This is a genomic window from Acinetobacter sp. SM34 (assembly GCF_022012365.1).
Lineage (GTDB): Bacteria > Pseudomonadota > Gammaproteobacteria > Pseudomonadales > Moraxellaceae > Acinetobacter.
Genome location: NZ_JAKLTP010000002.1, coordinates 222,871 through 243,254, shown reverse-complemented (window position 1 = coordinate 243,254; position 20,384 = coordinate 222,871). Strand labels below are relative to the sequence as shown.

Here is a 20,384-nt window from a genome sequence, read left to right as displayed (position 1 = left end):
CTTATTTCCAGCCCGGGAACCAGAGTTTGGCACCGAAATCTGCATCCAAAGCCTGTTTTACCTTCGGCGAGTTCTGATAGATTTCGACAAATTTCTTCAGTTTGTCATTCTTGTCTTGATAGTCCTCACGTACCGCAAACAAAATGGCATAACGGTTGTCCTTGTTAGAGTCAAATAACAAAGCTTGTTCCGGATCTGCTGTTTTTGCCAAGCGCAAATAGTGCGGGTAGCCAAAAGCCAGATCTACATCGTCAATGGCACGAGCCGTTTGAGGGCCTTCGACTTCAACGAACTGTAAGTTCTTCGGATTAGCTGCAATGTCTTTTAAGCTAGACAAGTGGTTGTTTGGATCTTTAAGGGTCACCAGTTTTGCCTGTTGTAAAAGTAATAGTGCACGTCCTTGATTCACTGGATCGTTTGGAACCACAACTTTGGCACCATCTTTTAACTCATCAAAACTTTTGATTTTCTTTGAATACAAACCGACATGTGTTGCTGCGCCTTTAGCGAAGGCCTTGATCTTAAAGTCTGTTTCTTTTTTAGCATTGTCTAAAAAAGGCTGGTGCTGAAAGAAATTGGCATCAATATCGCCATGATTAAGCGTGATATTCGGTGTATTCCAGTCAGAGAATTCCACCAGTTTCACGTTCAGACCTTGCTGCTTGGCTTCATCAGCTGCGACCTGTAAAGGCTTGGCAAAGGATGGACTAATGCCAATCACTAGTTCATCTGAACTGGATTTCTTTTGTTGATTCCAGACCACCAGTCCGATAACCACTACCGCAATAATCACCCCAATAATGGTGAATTTAGTTTTAGCGCTTTGTGCCATGTTGCACCTCAAAATTTATGCTGATTGTTTTTGCTTTAAGTTGGAATTCGAAGTTGATGCAGAGCTTTGACATCGAAATTGCTGAACAGGATGTGAGGCAGACAGTCGGTCGCCTTGCTGAAACAGCTTGTGTCTTAAACTGCCTTGTTCATATGCAGTCTTATAGCGTCCGCGCTGCTGTAATTCGGGAATAACCAGACGGATAAAATCCTGATGCGATTCAGGCGCAACGGTACGGGTCAGGTTGAAGCCATCAATCCCGGTTTCATCAATCAGCTGAATCAGTTTTTCAGCCACGGTTGCACCACTACCGACAATCAGGGGATAACGTCCGCCAAGCACATGCTGGGCTTTCAGATCGTTCGGTGTGATCTGCTGTTCTTTAAACTTGTTATTCACCGAAGCAATGCTATTGGTTTTTTGATAGGGAATTGCTTCATCATCGGCAAATTTAGACAGGTCAATCCCGACAGAACTTGAGAAATGCGCAAGTCCTGCTTCGGGGCTTGCATAAGAGCTGTATTCATCCAGTTTTTGCTGAGCCAGTTCATCCGTTTCTGCGGTAACGACTGTAATGCCTACAAAAATCTTAATTGCTTCAGGATCACGCCCTTGTTCAGTTGCCTGACGACGGATCTGATCGACCTGTTTTTTGATTTTTGCAGGTTGATCACCGCCAATAAACATGCCTTCAGCATGCTGGGTGGCAAAGGCCATACCACGCGGTGAAGCACCTGCCTGGAATAAAACTGGAGTACGCTGGATAGAAGGAGAGACCTGAAACACGCCCTGGCTTTGGTAAAATTGGCCCTGATGATTGACCTGATGTACTTTGGCTGGATCGGTAAAAATACGATTCTGCTTGTCTTTTAAGACTGCATCATTTTCCCAAGAACCTTCCCAGAATTTATAGCAAAGCTGTAAAAATTCTTCGGCTTGTTCATAACGTAGGTCATGGTCTTTCAAACCTTTTTCACCAATCAGGCGTTGTGCACTGTCCAAATAGCCGGTGACAATATTCCAGCCAATCCGGCCTTGGGTCAGATGATCCAGACTGCCGAAGCGACGGGCAAACTGATAAGGCGATTCATAACTTAAATTGACGGTAATACCGAATCCAAGGTTTTTTGTCACAGCAGCCATGGCAGAAACCAGAGTACTGGGGTCATGACTTGGTAACTGAATCGATTCTTTTAAAGTCAGGTCGATATTGTTTTGATAGACATCATACACTCCGGTAATGTCGGCAATAAACAGGCCATCAAACAGCCCTTGTTCCAGGGTTTGGGCTAAATCTGTCCAGTAGCTGAGTTCATTAAAACGGTGCGACTGATCACGCGGATGGGTCCATAATCCGTGATTGATATGGCCGACACAGTTCATGTCAAAAGCATTCAGCAAGATTTTCTTGGGTACGGATTGTGCTGTTATTGTCATTACAATGTCCCCCGACGCGGTGGTAGTACGCCATTTAAAATATGATTGGCAATGAAATAATATTTCCAGCGCGAAGCATCATGTAGGGTATGTACGCGTGCATTGCGCCAGAAGCGATCTAGGCCGTCTTCACGTTGGCTGCCGCGGCTACCAGCCAGTTCAATCAGTTTTGAGGATGCTTTTAATGCGGTCTCACTGCTATGCGCCCGCACTTTGGCAACATCCAGAGAGGCTTTAGCGACATTTTCTGCAGTAGGTGCTGGCTTTGCGGCATCAATCGAACGCGCTGCCTGTTTGAGTAACACTTCTGAGGCGCGGACATCGGCCACAATTCGGCCCAGTTCAAATAAGGTCAGTGGATCATCAGTCGCTTTGTCTACGCCTGAATCAATCCATGGTCGTGCCAGACGGATGCGGTTCAAGGTTTCTTCAAAGGCCGCACGGGCAATCCCGGTTTCAATAGAAGCATGCATCAATTGCGCAAAAGGCCCCGAGATGGTCGGCTGAGAATAGGCAGTATCGAATCGAACCACATCTTCCTCTAATACCTGCACGCTATTAAACTTTACCGTTCCACTGCCTGTAGTGCGTTGGCCAAAACCGCTCCAGTCATCAATCAAAGTCAGACCTTCATTATCACGTGGCACAAAAGCCAGGAATTGCTGATCCTGTTCATCGACCACCAGTGTGGGAATCCGATGCGCGAACAGGCTGCCGGTGCAATAGAACTTTTCACCATTAATTACATAGCCTTCAGCATTTTTTCGGATAGCTGTTTGGCGTTGTGCGGCAGTTTTGGTTTTGAATTCTGCCAAGGCATTGCCAAAACGGGCACCTTTTAATACTTCGGCATAGAGTTTTTGTTTTTGCTGTTCTGTGCCGTTATTGCGCAGGATTTCCAGACCATAAAAATGGTTTTGTGGAATCTGGCCAATTGAACCATCTACACCACTCATCAGTGCAATTACTTGAGCTACGGTATAGCTGGATACCTCTGCACCACCATACTGTTTTGGTACGGTAATGGCCCAGAGTCCAGACTGGCTATAGGCTTCAATTTCTTCAAACGGAAGGATACGCTCGGCATCGCGTTGTACGGATCCTACTCTGAATTGTTCAGCTAAATTGCGTGCAATTTCTAGCGCTTCTGCATCAGACTGAATAATGTGTGCATGCGCCAGCTGTTCGGAATTAAATGAAGTAAGATTTTGATATGAAGTCATGGTGAATATCCTTAAATCCAGGCGTGGCGGGCAGGGAGTTTATGATTCAGGTAATAATCCCCAAGCGCATGCAATTTCCAGCGCACCGGATCATGCAGGGTATGTACACGGGCATTGCGCCAATGCTGATCCAGGTTGTGCTGACTCAGACTTGAACGGCTACCACCGAGTTCCAGTAATTTTTCAGATATATGCAGCGCTGCATCATTGGCATAGACTTTGGCTTCAGCAACTAAAATAGAGGCTTTTGCAGCCTGCTCATCTGTCACCGATTCCAGTTGATCAAGCTCATCCAAATATTCAGCTGCTTCATCCAGCAGTAAGATGGCTGCATCTAAAAGAACGGAAGATTTCCCTACTTCCTGTAAGGTGTAATGTTCAAAACTGGCTTTTTCGACTTGTGCATCGACAATCGGACGCGCTTTATGAATCGTGCTTACGGTATCGGCAAAAGCTGCTTCGGCTATGCCGACATCAATTGCCACCTGTAATAATTGTGAATAGGCACCGCGGTAATTGGGTTGACTGGAAAGTAGACGCTCATCAAAAATCAGTAGCGGATTAACTTCAACGTGTTGAAGTCTGACTGTGCCACTAGATGTGGTGCGTTGACCGAAACCATTCCAGTTATCAACCACGTCAACACCGGTAGCCTCACGATTCACAATGGTTAAAACCACATGGCCTTCAGGATGAATAGCTTTAATCGCCAGCCAGTGAGCAAAGCTACTACCAGTAGAATAGAATTTTTCACCATCGACAAAATAGCGACCATTTTCAAAGCTTAAGGTGGTTGCTAGGGTCCTGGTATCTTTGGTATTGCGCTCCGGACCACCGTTGGCCAGACGTTTGCCTTGTAAAATTTCCTGATAAATAAATTGTTTCTGCTGCTCTGTCCCCATAATTTGAATCATATTCAACAGCGCAATTTGATTCTGTGGAATTTGTCCTACACTGGAATCTGCTTTGTTGATGATGCGAAATACATGAGCAAGGGTTTTATTGGAAACAAATGCACCACCGTATTGTTTAGGAATACGAAGACCACCTAGGCCTTTCTGGCTGAACAGATCAATTTCAGCAAAAGGTAGCAAGCGCTGTTGATCACGTTGATTGCGACCTTCCAAAGCAAAATCTGCTACATGATAAGCAGCATGAAATGCATCGAGATCGTTCTCAATCACATGAATATTTTCAGAAATTAAACGAGACATAATGACACCTTAAATCGATGTCAGAACGCTACAGGCAATTGAGTTTGAAAATAAGCAATTGCTTTTGCAAAGCTTAGAAGAAATATGATTTAGGATAAAAACTGCTAGATTTTTATTTATTTGGAATATATTAAGTGTTTAAAAATCAACATTATTTCACTGGTTTTAAATTTATCTTCCTTGATTTTACTGAAGATATATCAGCTTTAAAGATAATCAAGACAAAAAAACATATAAAAATAAGACACAGGCGATTCGATATTTAGCCATTTAATTTGAATAAAAAGTACATTGTAATTCCGAAGCAGGGTGACTAAAGTATCGGACTGAGTTAGATGGTTTTGATTTGGCAGAACTAAAAAAATAAACGCGGAGCTTTTATGCGAATTTTATACCAGTTTCCTTTATCTCATTTTTGTGAAAAGGCGCGCTGGTTGCTTGATCATAAAGAATTGGATTATGTCGCACAAAATTTAGTACCGGGTGTACATCGTGCTTTCGCACAGCTAAAAACGGGGCAGAATAAATTGCCTATTTTACGTGATCAAGACCTCTGGATCGCGGATTCGACTGAAATTGCCTTATATCTGGATGAAGTTTATCCAGAACATTCTTTATTGCGTGCTGATCCGCAACAACGTCAATTGGCTTTGGAAATCAATGATCTGGCTACCGAACTGGGTAGGCATGTGCGCCGCTGGAGACTTTCTCACGCCTTGTCAGAAAGTGAAGAATCTTTAGATATTTTAATTGGTGAAAAGGGTTATTTACGGCAGTTTGAAAAATATTCCAAACCAATTATTAAAGCTTTGCTTTCAAAAGGCTATCAACTGAATGCAGACAAGGTGGCCGAGTCTAAACAGCAAATGGAGAGCTTAATTCAAAATTTAAATGAAAGATTGATTGAAAATCATGGGCGTTATTTTGTCGGTGAACGTCTGGGCCTTGCCGATATTGCGGTATGTTCGATGCTTGCTCCCATTCTTGAAATTCCGGGTACGCCGTGGGAAAAAGAGTACGAAGAAACATTGTCGGATGAATTTAGACAATACAAAGAGTATTTAACGTCATTACCCTTAGGACAATATGTGCTGCGCATCTATCAAACCGAACGTAATGCACGGGTGGATTGGCGTGGTGTCTAGACTTTTCGCTCATCTCATCTTTGTGCTTTGAATAACAGACACAAGACTGATAAAAAGTTAAAAAAGTATTTTTAATGAGAAAAAAAGATTAAATAAAAATTAATTCTGGTGATTATTTTTACAAATAAGTAAATTTATGAAAAAAGTTGCCATCCGCTCTTTCATTTTATTCTGTTGAGACAAATAATAGAAAGCCCAAGAAATTTATCCCGATCGTGATTAAGTCCGGTGTCCGCGATGCTAGCTTTCATCATTTTAGAACAGAAAAATAGGGAGTCCATGATGGAGCTCGACCGTTTTGACAAACAGATCCTTGAAATATTGAGTCATGAAGATGTGAACTTAAATGAGCTGTCTGAGCGTATTAATCTTTCGGTCAGTTCTGTACATCGACGTATTAAGCATTTGATTGAAGCAAATATCATGACGCATTTAAAGCGTGATATTAACTATGCCAAGCTGGGTTTTAGTTTGCATGTGCTATTGCAGGTTTCTTTAAATAAGCATGATACCGATACTTTTGCCAAATTTTTAGAAGAATTGGAAAGTATTCCAGAAGTAATCAATGCTTTTTTGGTGACGGGGCAATCCGCTGACTTTATTGTCGAAGTGGTGGCTAAAGATATGGAAAATTATAGTGAAATTCTGTTAAAGCGCATCGGGAAAATTGAACATGTGGTGGCATTGCATTCCAGTTTTGTGATTAAGGAATATAAGGTGTTGAACTGTAGTGGCTTACTCAATCGGGTCTGAGGCGAAAATTTATTCTTATATTCAGGTAGTCGCTATTTGATTTTTTAGAGCTTATAAAAAACGCACCTTCAGGTGCGTTTTTAAATTCAGTCAGTATTAGCCTTCAAGCTGTTCTAATACTTCGTCTGAGAATTCAACATTGGTGTAAACATTTTGAACATCATCAAGATCTTCAAGCATATCAATCATTTTCATGATTTTTTTCGCTTGGTCGATATCTGTGATTTCAGCTTTGGTAGAAGGACTCATGACCACTTCAGCATTGTCAGATTTTAAACCTGCTGCAGCTAAAGCATCTTGTACTTCACCGAATGCTTCAGGAGTAGTAATGACCAGAATTTCATCTTCATCTACTTCGATATCTTCAGCACCAGCTTCTAATGCGACATCCATGATTTGATCTTCTAAAGAAACATCTTCAAAGCTAATCTCACCACGTTTAGTAAATAAGAATGCAACTGAACCGTTAGTACCTAAGTTACCATCAGTTTTAGAGAAGCAGTGACGTACATCAGGAACAGTACGGTTTAAGTTATCAGTCATTGTTTCAACAATAACGGCAACACCACCAACACCATAACCTTCATAAGTGACTTCTTTTAAGTCGTCGTTGTCTTCACCACCCGCACCACGCTGAATAGCACGGTTGATCACGTCACGTGTCATGTTTACAGAGAGTGCCTTTTCAACTACAGCACGTAAACGTGGGTTGCTTGCGGCATCACCACCGCCAAGTTTTGCAGCTGTGGTTAACTCACGAATGTATTTGGTAAAAACTTTACCACGGCTAGCATCTTGTTTTGCTTTACGATGCTTGATATTGGCCCACTTGGAATGACCCGCCATGCGAACTATGCTCCTTGTAGATTGGCTTTATGCCTAATCGAATGTTTTAAATTCTACCATAAGCCCTTTTTTCTTAGAAAGGGCTAGCTTTTGAGTTTTTAAACAAATGCTACTTAGTTTTTGGTTTCAGGAATATTTTTAGGTTCGGGAATAATAATATCCAATCCTACTTTTTCTTTGTAAAGCTGTTTTAACAAAGCCAGGTCATGATTAATTTCCGTAGGATAAATTTTACCTAAAATTCCACCTTGTTTAGTTTGTGAATTGGCATACATTAAAACGATAGGTACACCTGCAGCTTTGGCTATATGCCAAAAACCTGTGCGGATGGGTTTTCTAGTTTCACCTGTTTTGGCCCGGGTCGCTTCAGGGGCAATTACCAGATTGAATTTTTCATTCTGCTGAAAATGTTCAACCATTAATGACACGATATCTTTATTGGATTTACGATCGACCGCAATCCCGCCAATGGCCTCTAATAAAGGTTTCATCGGGCCTTTAAATAATTCTTTTTTAATCAGGGTATGAATTTTTATATCATAAATCTGGAATAGCGCTAGGGAAAGCACGGCATCCATCATGGAAGTATGTTCAAACCCAACAATTACCTGCTTATTTTCAAGTACATCTGGTTCAACGTGATAATTCCATCCTGCAAGTTTAAATGCAGATTCACCAATAAATTTTTTTAACATGGATATGAGGGATATTTGGTAATATGAAAGTGGGCTAATTTCTGCCTGTTCGTATTTATAGTCAAGTGCTGATGCGTTAAAAACAATCAAATAAATACATTTTACATAGCTTTTAAAAATACAGCCATTAATTGGTTTTATATATAAAATAGCTCAAATAAAGACTTAAAAAATATTATTTAATATAAATTAAGACTGAATAATGGCTATCCAGATTAAAAAATACCTATTAGACTTTTGTCGAAGATAAAGTTTTTTTAAACACATGACCCGACCGGGCAGATGTTTAATGAGGATTGAAAAGAATGATGTATGTTTCGGCTTTTCTATTAGCATTTTGTTTGTTTATGCTCGTGGTTGTGTGGTCTTTAATCGAAATTCGCATTGAAGAGCATAAGCAACGCAGTTTTGAGTCTTGATCACCAGTCAAAGCTTAAAGAATTTTACTATTTTGATTTTTTAAATCGTTATTTAAAATTTATATAAAAATTTAAATAAGAGTTTTTAGATATAAGTTATCCATCTTTTTCCCATGATTTGCATTTCAAAAATGTGATGAGAGGGATGACTTGATTTAGTTTGGTTATTTTTAAAACTGAATACTCAATCACAATCTGTTAAAAGGTGATTGTTAAAAGCGACACGATCATCATTCAATTTTCTTCATTTACTAACCTCTCTTAAAAATTGTGAGTTGTTCTCAATTTATTAGCGGGAAATATTGGTATAGCATCTTCATATAAATGTTTTTAGAATTTATTATAGATACACAAGCTCAGTAAATTTGTAGATTGTTTAGGGTAGGATGGAACTGAGTTCTATGAAAAAATAATAACCTTTTAAAACGTGCTAAATAATTGTTGTGTTACTGTGCAAGTGAAAGCAAAAATGCTTGTTTTTTGAAAAAATCTTCGTTAGTATTGCCTCGCTTGAACTTGTTGATATATAACAAATTCAGCTTATAAGGGCCTATAGCTCAGTTGGTTAGAGCAGCGGACTCATAATCCGTTGGTCGACAGTTCAAGTCTGTCTGGGCCCACCATATAAAACAACCACTTACGTGCATTAATCGTAAGTGGTTTTTTAATATCTGAATCCATGTAAGCACTATGTAAGCAATAAAAATAAATACGTGTAAGCAGAGTTGGCAATAAAAAAGCCACTATTAAAGTGGCCTTCTTCAATGATCATCACACACCAATCAAATTACGAATATCCGTCAAACGCTATTTGGCACCATTTTGTGTACGAACTGGGGGTTAAATCACCCTTTCCATAACTAGCCCATTTACGAAGGGTGACAGGCTTATATGGCAGTGGTCGAAAGACTACCACCAAGCGCAACAAATTTAATGCTGTGAAGATTGAGAGGGATGGAATGAAGTTTGGATAGCCAAAAAGAGTATGGGCGCTATATCGAGCTTACAGCGCAAATGCAAAGAGGTGAAATTCAAGATTTAAAGTGTCAGGTCAAATTTGAGTTGGTACCCAAAGTAAAAATTGCAGGTGAAAAGAGGGCCAAATCTGCTTTGAGGTATTTTGCAGATTTCACATACCTGAAGGATGAGCAGCTAATCATTGAGGATGTGAAGTCACCAGCAACGAGAAAATTGCCAAGTTATCGAAACAAGAAACACTTAATGAAATCAGTACACGGCATAGACGTTAGAGAGATTTAAGGGAAATAGGGATGAATGCGATGGTTAAGACTCAAGTAATGGAGTGGTCAAAATTTACAGCGGAAGAGTGGCTGAAGCAGTACGGTGCATATATCTAGACCTGTCGCATGAAGTCGGGTAATGAGCCAGATAGTTTAGGCGTTAATCAGATCTACTGGTTGATCTGTGAAAATAATAAAGGGGTGGCTGCGCGTAAGGACCAGATCATTTGCAAGATTAATGATTTTGAAGCTGAGCAAGTGCGGAAGCTCATCATTGATGTAAAACAATCAAAACTGATTTGTGATTCAGCGAAGGTGGCAGTTCAGTTATTTATTGAGAGAAATGTACGAGGTTTGTCAGATCGAAAAATGGAAGATGAATTTAAACTGGGCCGGAACGTTTTAAGAAATATGATCTATGCTGGGAAGTTTTATTTGGCCGGACATGATAAGCGATTACGTATTGATTAGTATTTGACTGGCATGCCGAGATATGGTGTATTTCTGTTATAATGACCGAATTGTATGTGATGCACTAAGTTAATTAAGAAGCTCGCCAAATGGTGGGCTTTTTTCATATTGTAGATGGTATAGTGGGCTACCAACTCAGTAATTTGTTTTATGTCAGAATTTTATAAATACCGATACACTCAAATAAGTGTATTGGGTTCATTACCAACACACAAAGTGCTTATAAGTAACATCCCTAATAAAGCAAAATTGGTATTTGCCGATAATACTTTTATATATGGCTCAATTTCTGATTGGGTGTTAGGTAATTCAGATTTTGATTCACGAGCATCAACATGGCTAGAAGAGCCAAAGGCTTTTTTGGAAGATGAGAGAAGAAGATTGAGCCTTTATAGGATTTCTCATCCGTTGTTTAAGACTGAGTCGAGTATGGGTTAAGATGTTTAATTAATCTAATTGCCTCTGTAAGTGACTATATTTCTAATAAAGTTTGCTTTGATGCTGCTTATGACGTATAAAGTCACCTCGTTGATGCGGGATGGAGCAGTCTGGTAGCTCGTCGGGCTCATAACCCGAAGGTCGTTGGTTCAAATCCAGCTCCCGCTACCAACGAAAAAAGATTCAAAGTTTATAGCCCAGCCTACCCAGACTGGGTTTTTTTATGGCGGATTTATTTATAAGGCAGCAGTATGAATATTTGTATTGGTGGTGATCTAGATAGGTAAACTTTTGAATTCGATAAAATTCGATTCAAAGCCCAAGATCGGATCGAAGCCATATTAAGAAAGCCAAAGAATTAAATTTAAGAGCTCATCGAAAGGTGGGCTTTTTTGATATGAGATATTCATAAAATTAAAGTATGATGTTTTTTTAATGTTTGGGTTCAATTCAAATGCCAAATATCAATGTAAAAAAACTAGATAAACTTATTGGTGATATGGTCTCAAAAAATCAAACACCTGAAAAAATATTAATTGGTTATAAGGCGTATGGTGAGCTGATGAAAGATCGCAAATTCTTTGAAGAAGTAGTCGGTTCAGCTATGGAGCCTAGTAAGCGAAAATATAAGAAGCTTAAAATTAGAGTTACTCAAGATGATTATCAGCTTGAGGTGAAGTGTTTAACCTAATTTTTTCTATACCAACAAAAGCTTGCCAGATGGTGGGTTTTTTATTTAATACACATAAATTTACTTGCCATACAAAAAACTATCGAAACGTGCTTGGAGTGTAATGAATAGAGGTGATAGTTATATATGCTTGCATTTCTGATTGATTGAGGTGAAAGATGAAACTATTAACTTTGATTGGTACAGGTGTGGTAGCCGGATATTGTTATAAAAAGCTTAAAGATAAGAAGAATTCAAAAAACAATAATTATCATTATATGAAGGGGGATACTAAGTCTTCATAATGCAGATGGGATTGTTTATGCCCTGAGAAATGTTATGTGTAAGCAATATCAGGGCATCTATGGCGGTTCCTATTAATTTCTAGTGGTTTTTAAATTAATAACCGCCACCATTGCGCCATTAGCTCAATTGGAAAGAGCATGGGTTTTCTATGCCAATGGTTGTAGGTTCGAGTCCTACATGGCGTGCCAATGGGCCTTAAGCTTAAGTGGTATAAGCATATCCCGCTTATAACTGGGAGATAATCAGTTCGAATCTGATCGGGCGCACCAGATTCAGGAGAAACAAATGCTCCGATTCTTAATGTGTTTATTCGGCCTACATGGTGCGACTAAAATCGATTACACAATTGATGATGAAGAAGTCAAAGTGTGTGTCGGGATTGTTTGAAAGAAACAAGTACTTCTTGAAAGTATAAAATTATTCTTACATTAAGGAGGGTGTATCTAAATTATAATTGTATTTTGGGTAATCAATGGTGACTAAAATGACTAATATTACCACAAGCAAATACGAGGAATTATTTATTAAACTCCATGAAGTTATTGCTAAACGAAAGGAAAATCCAATTCGTTTAAAAGTACCTCTAAATACTATTGATAAGGGTACTATTTTACAATTGGGTGAATACTTCCGCAAGCATGCTTTTAATTTTCAAACTTATTTAGAGGGCGAGAATACATTTGTGATTGCTGTGGAGTATTAAGTTGATACTGTTTTAGATGATTTGAAGTGGTGTTATGAAGATGGGTTGAATTAAGTTTTAATGATAAATTATAGGGCTAAATCAACACAAGGCACTACAATGAAAATTATAGCTAAAGATCAAGATACAGGTGAAATAATAGAGTTTATAGCTGAAGAGGATGTTAGCGATGGTTTTTTGAATTTCTTCTATCATGATCCAGAAGGAAATTTTTTACGGTCAACTACTCGCCCTTACAAGAAGCTGCCTAGAAATTCAGTAATGCCTAATATGAGTTTTATTATTGATGACAGGACAATCTTGATTATTGAAATAATAGAATGAAATATAACCTCCTCCGGGAGGTTTTTTTAATGGCTGAAGTTTATGGATCAAATACTCTATAAAACCTTAACCGCTAAAGGCCCAATAAAGAAAAAACCTCGTAATAAACCACTACCTAAAGCCGGTGAAAAATGCTAAGAAGCATTCGAGCGATTTAAAGAAATCCTTGATCGCATGGAAATCAAGTACGAAGAATATTTTCATTTCAAAAGCACTAAACATTGGCGTTTTGATTTTAATTTGATTGAGTATCGAATGTTGATTGAAATCGCTAGTGGTCCATGGTCAGGTGGTCGTAAAGGTCGTCTTGCTACAAAGGCTTGGAGCGTTGATCGTTACGACCATGCTGAAGAAATGGGATAACCGCCTCATTAGGCGGTTTTTTTATATCTGGAGTTAGCACTGAGCAAGTTCAGGCAACTGCTATTAAAGAAGGGTAACCACGCGTAATAACCACTGTGATGAACATCTAACGTTGAACATAAACGACGAACAGGCCATATATGCTGGTTGTCCTGAATAACGGTGTACCTCATTTGGACTGGCTTGCGAAGTACACCGCGGCCGAGCCTGTAAATTATTTTGTGTAAGTTTCATTTTTTATAAATGATCTTTTAATCGATCATCGAACTGAATCGTAAACCAATTCATTGCTAAACGCCAATTTTGAATTGGCATCGTCCATTTTTTAGCAGCATTTGATGTTGCTAAGTAAATGACCTTTTTCACTGAGTCATCAGATGAGAAGATTTTCCTCTTCTTCGTTGAATGGCGTATTACGCTATTCAACGACTCAATCGCATTTGTTGTATAAATTGCATGACGTATTTCGGCTGGATAGCTAAAGATCGTTCGGATATTTTTCCAATTTTCCCGCCAGGATTCTCCAATTTTTGGATACTGGTGATTCCATTGATCACAGAAGATATCTAGGGACTTTAAAGCATTTTCCTCTGTACTTGCCTGATAGATCGCTTTCAGACCCGATGTAACAGCCTTGTAGTCTTTCCAGCTTACAAATCTCAGGCTATTGCGTACAACATGCACGATACACAGTTGAATATCAGTATGAGGGTAAACAGAAGCTATCGCGTCAGGAAAGCCTTTTAGCCCATCTACACAGGCAACAAGAATATCTTGCACCCCTCGATTTTTAAGTTCAGTCATGACTGACAGCCAGAATTTGGCACCTTCTGTCTGAGCAATCCACATACCCAGTAATTCTTTTTGCTCATCCATATTGATGCCTAAAGCAAGGTATACGGACTTGTTAATCACATTGGAGTGCTGATGGACTTTTACAACAATACAGTCAAGATAGACAACAGGATACAGGCTATCTAAGGCTCTATTTTGCCACTCAGTCACTTGCTCAATCACAGCATCGGTAACTTTGCTTATGAGTGATGCTGAGACATCGGCATAGTACATTTCTTTGAAGAATGCGACAATTTCCCTATTAGTCATTCCTTTTGCATACAGTGAGAGGATTTGGTCATCCATACTGGTAATGCGTGTTTGGTGCTTCTTGATAATTTGTGGCTCAAATGAACCTTCTCGATCACGGGGAATATCTAAAGCGAGTTGTCCATCTTCAGTTGTAATGGTTTTAGAACTAAACCCATTACGGCTATTTGAGCCTTTCTTGGGCTGATGCTTTTCATAACCGAGATGGTCTGAAAGTTCAGTATTGAGTGCAGTTTCAATCATGAATTTTTTTAAAGACTGCTGTCATTTGGTTTAAGTCTTCTGGTGTTTTTAGACCTTTAGCCAATTCAGCAGCCATACTTCTGATTGTTGCTTCATCCATGTGAAGTACCTTTTGTAATTATCCTATGAAGGATAAATGAAAATTAAGTACTTACACCAAATTTAGAACAGTCCCTATTCCGACCCTCAAGACTATATTATTTTTGAATATATTACTCCTCGTAGTGGTTTGAGCTTCTTTCAGTTTACATCAAAAATCCTTGAGAAACTGAAAGATGGCTGTGGTAAGTTTTGGGTTTAAAAGTTAAGCTATTTTTGATGTAATTTCTGTTTTATTCTCTTGGGTATTATAACGGAAGCTGGCTCCTCTATGATTTTTAGGCAACAGCGGTCCTTGTCCAAAAAGTTTTTCACGTAAAGTTCCTGTTGCATATTCAGTCTGATAAACACCGCGGCGTTGAAGTTCAGGAACCACATACTCAACAACATCTTCAAATGTTTTATGGGCCAAAATATAAGCGAGGTTAAAACCATCAATATCGGTATCTTCTACCCACTCTTGCAGACGGTCAGCAATGGTTGCAGGAGAGCCTACTAATACAGGTCCATTACCTCCAACACTGATAAATTTAGCAATTTCTTCAATTGTCCAAACACGTTCTGGATCTGCTTTAACATACGAATCGAGCATAGATTGAATTGCATTGGTATGAATATATTCTACTTGGTCTTGCGCATTAAATTGTGAAAAATCTACACCAGACCAACCAGAAGCTAAGGTTAATCCACCATGATAGCTTCCATATTTTTGATATTCTTTAAATTTAGCTTGCGCTTCTTCATCTGTTTCATCTACAACAATAGAAAGCATAGTGTAAATTAAAATGGAATGTGGATCTTTACCCTCTTCTACAAGTTTAGTGCGAATTCCTTGAACTAGTTTTTTTACGCCTGCTTTTGTTGGCGCAGAAATAAAAACACATTCTGCATTTTGACTGGCAAAAGATTGCCCACGACTAGATGCCCCAGCTTGATACAGTACAGGCGTACGCTGAGGAGAAGGCTCGCAAATATGAATACCAGGAACTGTAAAATATTCACCTTCATGATTAATAGGGTGAACTTTGGTGTGGTCAGCGAAAATTCCTTTTTCTTTATCGCGAAGAACTGCATCTTGTTCCCAAGAACCTTCCCAAAGCTTGTAGAGTACTTCTAAGTATTCATCGGCAATATCGTAACGGTTATCATGACTGACCTGATTTTTTAAGCCTAAATTTTTAGAGCCACTTTCTAAATATGAGGTCACGATGTTCCAGCCCGCACGACCTTTTGTTAAATGGTCTAATGTACTCATGCGACGTGCAAATGGGTAGGGATGCTCAAATGAAATAGAGGTTGTGACACCAAAGCCCAAGTGCTTGGTTACAGCAGCCATGGCAGGAACAATCTGTAAAGGGTCATTCACTGGTACTTGAACTGCACCAGTCAGCGCATGTTCTGCAGACTGGTTATATACATCGTAAATACCAAGTACATCTGCAAGAAAAATACCATCAAATTTACCGCGTTCTAAGATTTGAGCTAAGTCAGTCCAATATTCTAAGTCTTTGTATTCGGTAGAGCGGTCTAGCGGATGACGCCATAACCCCGGTGATTGATGGGCGATACAATTCATTTCAAAGGCATTAAATCTAATTTGCTTAGTCATATTGGTCTGTAATAACATCAAAAATTTAATTAATTTTAATAAAAAAATATTGAAACTTTTAATAATAAAAATTTCAATATTTATCATAATCGTTGTTTATGAAAATAACGTATTTAGTTATTAGAAATAATAGCCTAATGAAAGGAATAACATATTATTCCAGTTGTTATCTTTGCTTGTGGCATAACCATCACTAGAACCAAATGCAGTATCATTTTTTGCATTAATATATTCTAAATAGAATTGAAGATTATCTTTGTATTTTGTATATACACCATTGATTAGGCGTTCAGAGTCAGAATAATCATTATTGTCTTTAAAATATCTGGAGTAATTTGAGTATAATATTGGACTGCTAAAGTTTTTGTAATTTAAGGGCAGTGCGTAGTTTATTTCAGTAGATAAAAAGTTGGCCTTATTTGCAACATTATAATAGCCATCAAAGAAACCAAAAGTTGAATATTCAGGATGATCTATATCTTTATTTTTAATATTTTGTCCACCATATATAATATTAAAACCTAATGGTCCAGCTTGTGTTTTCTGGAATACGGTCCAAACATTTCGATCACCTGTAGCATTGGTTTTTAAGTTGTCAATTTGACTGTGTAAATATGATGCACCAGCTTTTGTTGTAATTTTAGTATCTGAAATATTGTAATTAAAATCTTTATCTAATTTAATTGTGAACTGATTTTTTTCTTCTGTTTGTGTGCCATCTGCAAAATCAGGTTCTGCGGTTAAATTACTAGAATAGTGCGATGATTTTTTACTTTTACCTGTATAGCTCCCTGCATCACTAAAGAAATAACCTGCTGTTAAATTAAATGATTTTGGTGTGTATTGATAAGTTAAGCCTATATTATTTAAGTCTTCTAAACCTAAATTATAAAGTTGAGTTAAATTGTAAGTCGTACCGTAATAGCGGTCTAACCCAATTGGTACAGGTTGTAGGCCAGCAGTTACTTTATGTTCAGGTGTGAACTGATAGGCCAACCAAGCATTTATAGGAAAATGTATACCAGCTAATTTATCATGTGCTTCATATACACGATAATCTAAATGACCACTTAGGGCATTATTCTGATAATTTAACCATAAAACTGCATCGCTAAAATCAATTTTATTTCCACTGTTTTCTAAATAATCATTATGTGTATATTGGAAGCGAATAGTTCCACTTACATCTAGACTATTTTCAGTATTTTCTGCATGTGAAATTTGATTGAATATTGAAAGAATAGATATTGATAAAATCAGTTGTTTAATCATGGCTTAAATTTAATTTAAAAGGTATTGTGTAATTATATGTTTGTATTTTGTTTTTAAGTATTAATATAAAGTGATAAATTAATTCTGATTATTTATATAAGACTTTAAAATGAACATCTATGGCATATAAATATGCCATAGATGTATTAAGTAATAATTAATCTTCTGATACTGGGGTTAAAATGCCTTTTACATTTAAGTCATCAGTGGTTTTCAGATATTCAGCGATGCGAGGGTCAGCGAAGATCTTTTGCAGTTTTACAATTTGCGGATCATCCTTTTTTGCCTCAGCAATGACTAAACGGCTGGCGAAAGTACGCGGTGCTGCTGGAAATAGAATGCCTTTGCTGCGCGGGATTTTACCTGCATCAAACTGAGCGACATAGCCAATTGCCGCATCAACAGAGTCTAGAGTGCGCGCCATAGACAGCAATTCAATTTCAGTAAATTTAAAGCTGTGGGGATTCTCCTGAATGTCTTTAATTTTTGCTGTACGTGGTTCAATCGCAGGATTCAGTTTAATCAGGCCTTCACGCTGTAACAACCATAGCGCTTGACCTTGGTTGGCTAAATCGCTAGGAATGGCAAATACTGCATTTTTTGGCAGCTCATTAATGTTCTTATAACGGTCTGAATAAATTCCGAACGCCCATTGGAAGACTTCAGTTGTCGGCAGGAGTTTAAAGCCATTGGCGTCTGCGACTTGTTTCAGCCACCATTGATGCTGATAGATGGTGCCGGCAAATTCACCATCATTGACTGCGCGGTTGGCCTGAACTGGATCCTGTACACTAACGGCTTCCAGCTTCACGCCGTAATCAGGGGCAATATGTTCATTGGCATATTCAATCAGGTTTTTTTCACCGATCATGGTCGGTTCATAATGAACTTTTAGCACATTGCTTTCTGCGGATGCCTGATGAGAGGAATTTTGCTTAAACAGGGCAAGGCCTGCAATGACGGCGATCACGACAATCGCGCCGATGATTAAAGGCAATTTAGTTGTTTTTTTCAGTTCAAATGGGTGCTGCGGGGAAGTCATAACAATGTCCGTATGTTGAATTAAGCATGTTTTAAGGAGGCGCTGATGCGGTTGCCGATAAATTGCACCGCTTGAATGGTCGCGATCAGCGTGATAATCGTGGCGATCATGATGTGATGGTCAAAGCGCTGATAGCCGTAAAGCACCGCCAAATAGCCAATGCCGCCTGCGCCGATTGTGCCGGCAATTGCAGAGTATTCAATCATGGCAATCAGATTTAGTGTGGCGGCTGAAATCAGGCTAGGCAGCGATTCTTTCAGCTGTACCTGATGAATGATCTGCAGGGAAGTGCCGCTAGATACACGTCCGACAGAAGTGATCTCAGGTGGCAGTTCATTAAGTGCATTTTCGACCAAGCGGGCAAAAAATGGAATGCCAGCGATGGTCATGGGAACTATAGCCGCAGCAATACCAATAGTTGTTCCAGTCAGCCATTTGGTTAGCGGAATAATGGCAGCCATCAGCACCAGAAAGGGTAATGACCGGCCAATATTGACAATTGCGCTAAGTGCGCCGTACAGCTTTCGGTTTTCGAATAGTCCGCGGTCAGAGCTGTTGAATAAAGCAATGCCGGTAATGCCGCCGATAATAATGACCAATGTCATCACGATGCCGACCATGGTCCATGTTTCTAAATAAGCCGGCAGCAGCATTTCAGGTATTTCTGTCCAAGGTGTATTTTGATCCAGTACGATATCTTTCGACATGATGTTTATTCCTTAAGCGGCTGCATGCTGGGAACAGGGTGGTGCAGATTGAATGACTTTGAATTGCACATTCCATTTGGCCAGTTGGCGTTCTATCTGTGTTTTATTTTTGTTGTACAGCACATCCGGCAGGCTGAAAATAATCTTGCCGACAGTGGCATTGCTGATCACTTCAACTGTAGATGTGTGCACATCCAGGTCATATCCTGCGTGGATACTCAGCTGGCTGAGCCAGTTCAGTGGTGTATCCAATGCTGAGGAGTAGGTCGCTGAAAATATGGTATGGTCAGTCGGCAATACTGCTGGAATATGCAAGGGCAAAATTTTAGCGCCGATGGCCGATTCAGGATTTAAAATCAGGTCCAAGACACTGCCTTGTTCCGCGATTTCACCATGCGAGAGCACTGCGACATCGTCTGCAATTTGACGTACGACGTCCATTTCATGGGTAATTAAAATTACGGACAGCCCGAGTTCATCGCGCAGTTCAGTCAGTAGTTTTAAAATGGATTGTGTTGAATCAGGATCTAGGCCTGATGTGGCTTCATCTGCAATTACGATACTAGGCTGCAGTGCCAAGGCGCGGGCAATCCCGACACGCTGCTGCTGACCGCCAGAAAGCTGCGCAGGATAATGGTTGGCGCGATCAGATAGCTTCACATTTTCCAGCAGGTAAGCGACCCGGTCTTTGATTTGATGATCCACTACGCCAAGAAATTCTAGGGGTAGGGCAATATTTTCAGCAGCTGTACGGCGCTTGAGGAGTGCTGAAGACTGAAAAATAAGGCCAATCTTCTGGCGCTGCTGGCGGAGCGCTTCAGCTGATAGCTTATTTAACACTGTGCCGTCTAAGATCAGCTCACCTGAACTCGGATGTTCTAATAGGCTTAAGCATTTGGACAGTGTGGATTTGCCTGAACCACTGGGGCCAACAATCGCAGTAATTTTGCCTTTTGCAATGCTGAGATTGATATCTTTCAGCACCTGTGCCGCGCCGCCATTTTTCAGCGGATAGCTTTTATTAAGATTTCGAATTTCATACACTGTGCAAAAACTTCAACTGAAACAAGTGCTGAAATTTAATCTGAATTTAATATGTTTATTAAATATAAATTTCTGCAGATTATATGCATTTAAAGGCATATATAAATAAATGAAAAGCTAATAATATTTAATAGAAATTATTTTAAATAAAAAGATTTCTTTCTCTAATTAATGTATAAAAAAA

General features: G+C 39.2%; 18 protein-coding genes, 3 tRNA genes and 4 pseudogenes. 12 read left to right on the top strand and 13 right to left on the bottom strand.

Annotated elements, in window-relative coordinates:
• Position 1: 1 nt before the first annotated feature.
• From LZZ98_RS02915 to LZZ98_RS02900, 4 genes are read right to left on the bottom strand one after another with little or no spacing between them, the layout of a single operon-like run.
• Positions 2-832: a MetQ/NlpA family ABC transporter substrate-binding protein gene (locus LZZ98_RS02915; protein WP_237786563.1), complete on the bottom strand. Its 831-nt coding sequence runs from the start codon at positions 830-832 to the stop codon at positions 2-4.
• Positions 833-847: 15 nt separating this feature from the next.
• Positions 848-2,269 (bottom strand): LLM class flavin-dependent oxidoreductase, encoded by a 1,422-nt coding sequence (locus LZZ98_RS02910; protein ID WP_237786562.1) that lies wholly within the window; start codon positions 2,267-2,269, stop codon positions 848-850.
• Positions 2,269-3,492, bottom strand: coding sequence for an SfnB family sulfur acquisition oxidoreductase (locus LZZ98_RS02905; RefSeq protein WP_237786561.1), 1,224 nt, complete (start codon positions 3,490-3,492; stop codon positions 2,269-2,271). The genes LZZ98_RS02910 and LZZ98_RS02905 overlap by 1 nt, the downstream gene beginning before the upstream one ends.
• Before the next feature lie 11 nt (positions 3,493-3,503).
• On the bottom strand, positions 3,504-4,706 hold the full coding sequence (locus tag LZZ98_RS02900; protein WP_237786560.1) for an SfnB family sulfur acquisition oxidoreductase: 1,203 nt from the start codon (positions 4,704-4,706) through the stop codon (positions 3,504-3,506).
• 380 nt (positions 4,707-5,086) lie between these two features.
• On the opposite strand from LZZ98_RS02900, the gene LZZ98_RS02895 reads away from it, so the two are divergent.
• Together LZZ98_RS02895 and LZZ98_RS02890 are read left to right on the top strand one after the other, a co-directional pair.
• A complete protein-coding gene (locus LZZ98_RS02895) occupies positions 5,087-5,851 on the top strand; it encodes a glutathione S-transferase family protein (protein ID WP_237786559.1) in 765 nt (254 codons plus the stop codon).
• A 282-nt stretch (positions 5,852-6,133) separates the two neighbouring features.
• Positions 6,134-6,604, top strand: a complete 471-nt coding sequence (locus tag LZZ98_RS02890) for an Lrp/AsnC family transcriptional regulator (protein ID WP_086175902.1) — start codon at positions 6,134-6,136, stop codon at positions 6,602-6,604.
• Positions 6,605-6,700: 96 nt separating this feature from the next.
• Here the strand turns inward: LZZ98_RS02890 and LZZ98_RS02885 are convergent, their stop codons facing one another.
• Together LZZ98_RS02885 and LZZ98_RS02880 are read right to left on the bottom strand one after the other, a co-directional pair.
• Entirely contained in the window at positions 6,701-7,450 is a 750-nt protein-coding gene (locus LZZ98_RS02885) for a YebC/PmpR family DNA-binding transcriptional regulator (protein ID WP_086175900.1), read from the bottom strand.
• Positions 7,451-7,563: 113 nt separating this feature from the next.
• Entirely contained in the window at positions 7,564-8,145 is a 582-nt protein-coding gene (locus LZZ98_RS02880) for a 1-acyl-sn-glycerol-3-phosphate acyltransferase (protein ID WP_086175899.1), read from the bottom strand.
• 965 nt (positions 8,146-9,110) lie between these two features.
• On the opposite strand from LZZ98_RS02880, the gene LZZ98_RS02875 reads away from it, so the two are divergent.
• The 10 genes and pseudogenes from LZZ98_RS02875 to LZZ98_RS02830 form a co-directional block, all read left to right on the top strand.
• Positions 9,111-9,187 (top strand) — tRNA-Ile (locus LZZ98_RS02875).
• Between the two features lie 255 nt (positions 9,188-9,442).
• Positions 9,443-9,824: pseudogene (locus LZZ98_RS02870) on the top strand (DUF1064 domain-containing protein).
• Positions 9,825-9,931: 107 nt separating this feature from the next.
• Positions 9,932-10,276, top strand: coding sequence for a hypothetical protein (locus LZZ98_RS02865; protein WP_237786558.1), 345 nt, complete (start codon positions 9,932-9,934; stop codon positions 10,274-10,276).
• A 150-nt stretch (positions 10,277-10,426) separates the two neighbouring features.
• Complete coding sequence (locus LZZ98_RS02860) at positions 10,427-10,714, top strand: hypothetical protein (RefSeq protein WP_237786557.1); 288 nt, start codon at positions 10,427-10,429, stop codon at positions 10,712-10,714.
• Between the two features lie 94 nt (positions 10,715-10,808).
• Positions 10,809-10,885, top strand: a tRNA-Met gene (locus tag LZZ98_RS02855).
• A 283-nt stretch (positions 10,886-11,168) separates the two neighbouring features.
• Positions 11,169-11,405, top strand: coding sequence for a hypothetical protein (locus tag LZZ98_RS02850; protein WP_237786556.1), 237 nt, complete (start codon positions 11,169-11,171; stop codon positions 11,403-11,405).
• A 396-nt stretch (positions 11,406-11,801) separates the two neighbouring features.
• A tRNA-Arg gene (locus LZZ98_RS02845) sits at positions 11,802-11,878 on the top strand.
• A 296-nt stretch (positions 11,879-12,174) separates the two neighbouring features.
• Positions 12,175-12,393, top strand: coding sequence for a hypothetical protein (locus LZZ98_RS02840; protein ID WP_237786555.1), 219 nt, complete (start codon positions 12,175-12,177; stop codon positions 12,391-12,393).
• A gap of 99 nt (positions 12,394-12,492) precedes the next feature.
• Positions 12,493-12,717 (top strand): hypothetical protein, encoded by a 225-nt coding sequence (locus LZZ98_RS02835; protein ID WP_237786554.1) that lies wholly within the window; start codon positions 12,493-12,495, stop codon positions 12,715-12,717.
• A 42-nt stretch (positions 12,718-12,759) separates the two neighbouring features.
• Positions 12,760-13,077 (top strand): annotated as a pseudogene (locus LZZ98_RS02830) (hypothetical protein); the annotation flags it as partial.
• Between the two features lie 77 nt (positions 13,078-13,154).
• Here LZZ98_RS02830 and LZZ98_RS02825 read toward each other — a convergent pair.
• The 7 genes and pseudogenes from LZZ98_RS02825 to LZZ98_RS02795 all read right to left on the bottom strand — a co-directional run.
• Positions 13,155-13,295, bottom strand: a pseudogene (locus LZZ98_RS02825) (IS3 family transposase); the annotation flags it as partial.
• A gap of 22 nt (positions 13,296-13,317) precedes the next feature.
• Positions 13,318-14,527 (bottom strand): annotated as a pseudogene (locus LZZ98_RS02820) (IS256-like element ISAba26 family transposase).
• A 204-nt stretch (positions 14,528-14,731) separates the two neighbouring features.
• Positions 14,732-16,135 carry an LLM class flavin-dependent oxidoreductase gene (locus LZZ98_RS02815; RefSeq protein WP_237786553.1) on the bottom strand — a complete coding sequence of 468 codons (1,404 nt, stop codon included), beginning with the start codon at positions 16,133-16,135 and terminating at the stop codon, positions 14,732-14,734.
• Between the two features lie 120 nt (positions 16,136-16,255).
• The gene (locus LZZ98_RS02810; RefSeq protein WP_237786552.1) at positions 16,256-17,407 is read right to left on the bottom strand and encodes a hypothetical protein; all 1,152 of its coding nucleotides are present in this window, start codon (positions 17,405-17,407) and stop codon (positions 16,256-16,258) included.
• A gap of 157 nt (positions 17,408-17,564) precedes the next feature.
• Positions 17,565-18,449, bottom strand: a complete 885-nt coding sequence (locus LZZ98_RS02805; protein ID WP_237786551.1) for a MetQ/NlpA family ABC transporter substrate-binding protein — start codon at positions 18,447-18,449, stop codon at positions 17,565-17,567.
• Positions 18,450-18,469: 20 nt separating this feature from the next.
• Positions 18,470-19,156, bottom strand: a complete 687-nt coding sequence (locus LZZ98_RS02800) for a methionine ABC transporter permease (RefSeq protein WP_237786550.1) — start codon at positions 19,154-19,156, stop codon at positions 18,470-18,472.
• Between the two features lie 12 nt (positions 19,157-19,168).
• A complete protein-coding gene (locus LZZ98_RS02795) occupies positions 19,169-20,200 on the bottom strand; it encodes a methionine ABC transporter ATP-binding protein (RefSeq protein ID WP_237786549.1) in 1,032 nt (343 codons plus the stop codon).
• Positions 20,201-20,384 lie beyond the last annotated feature (184 nt).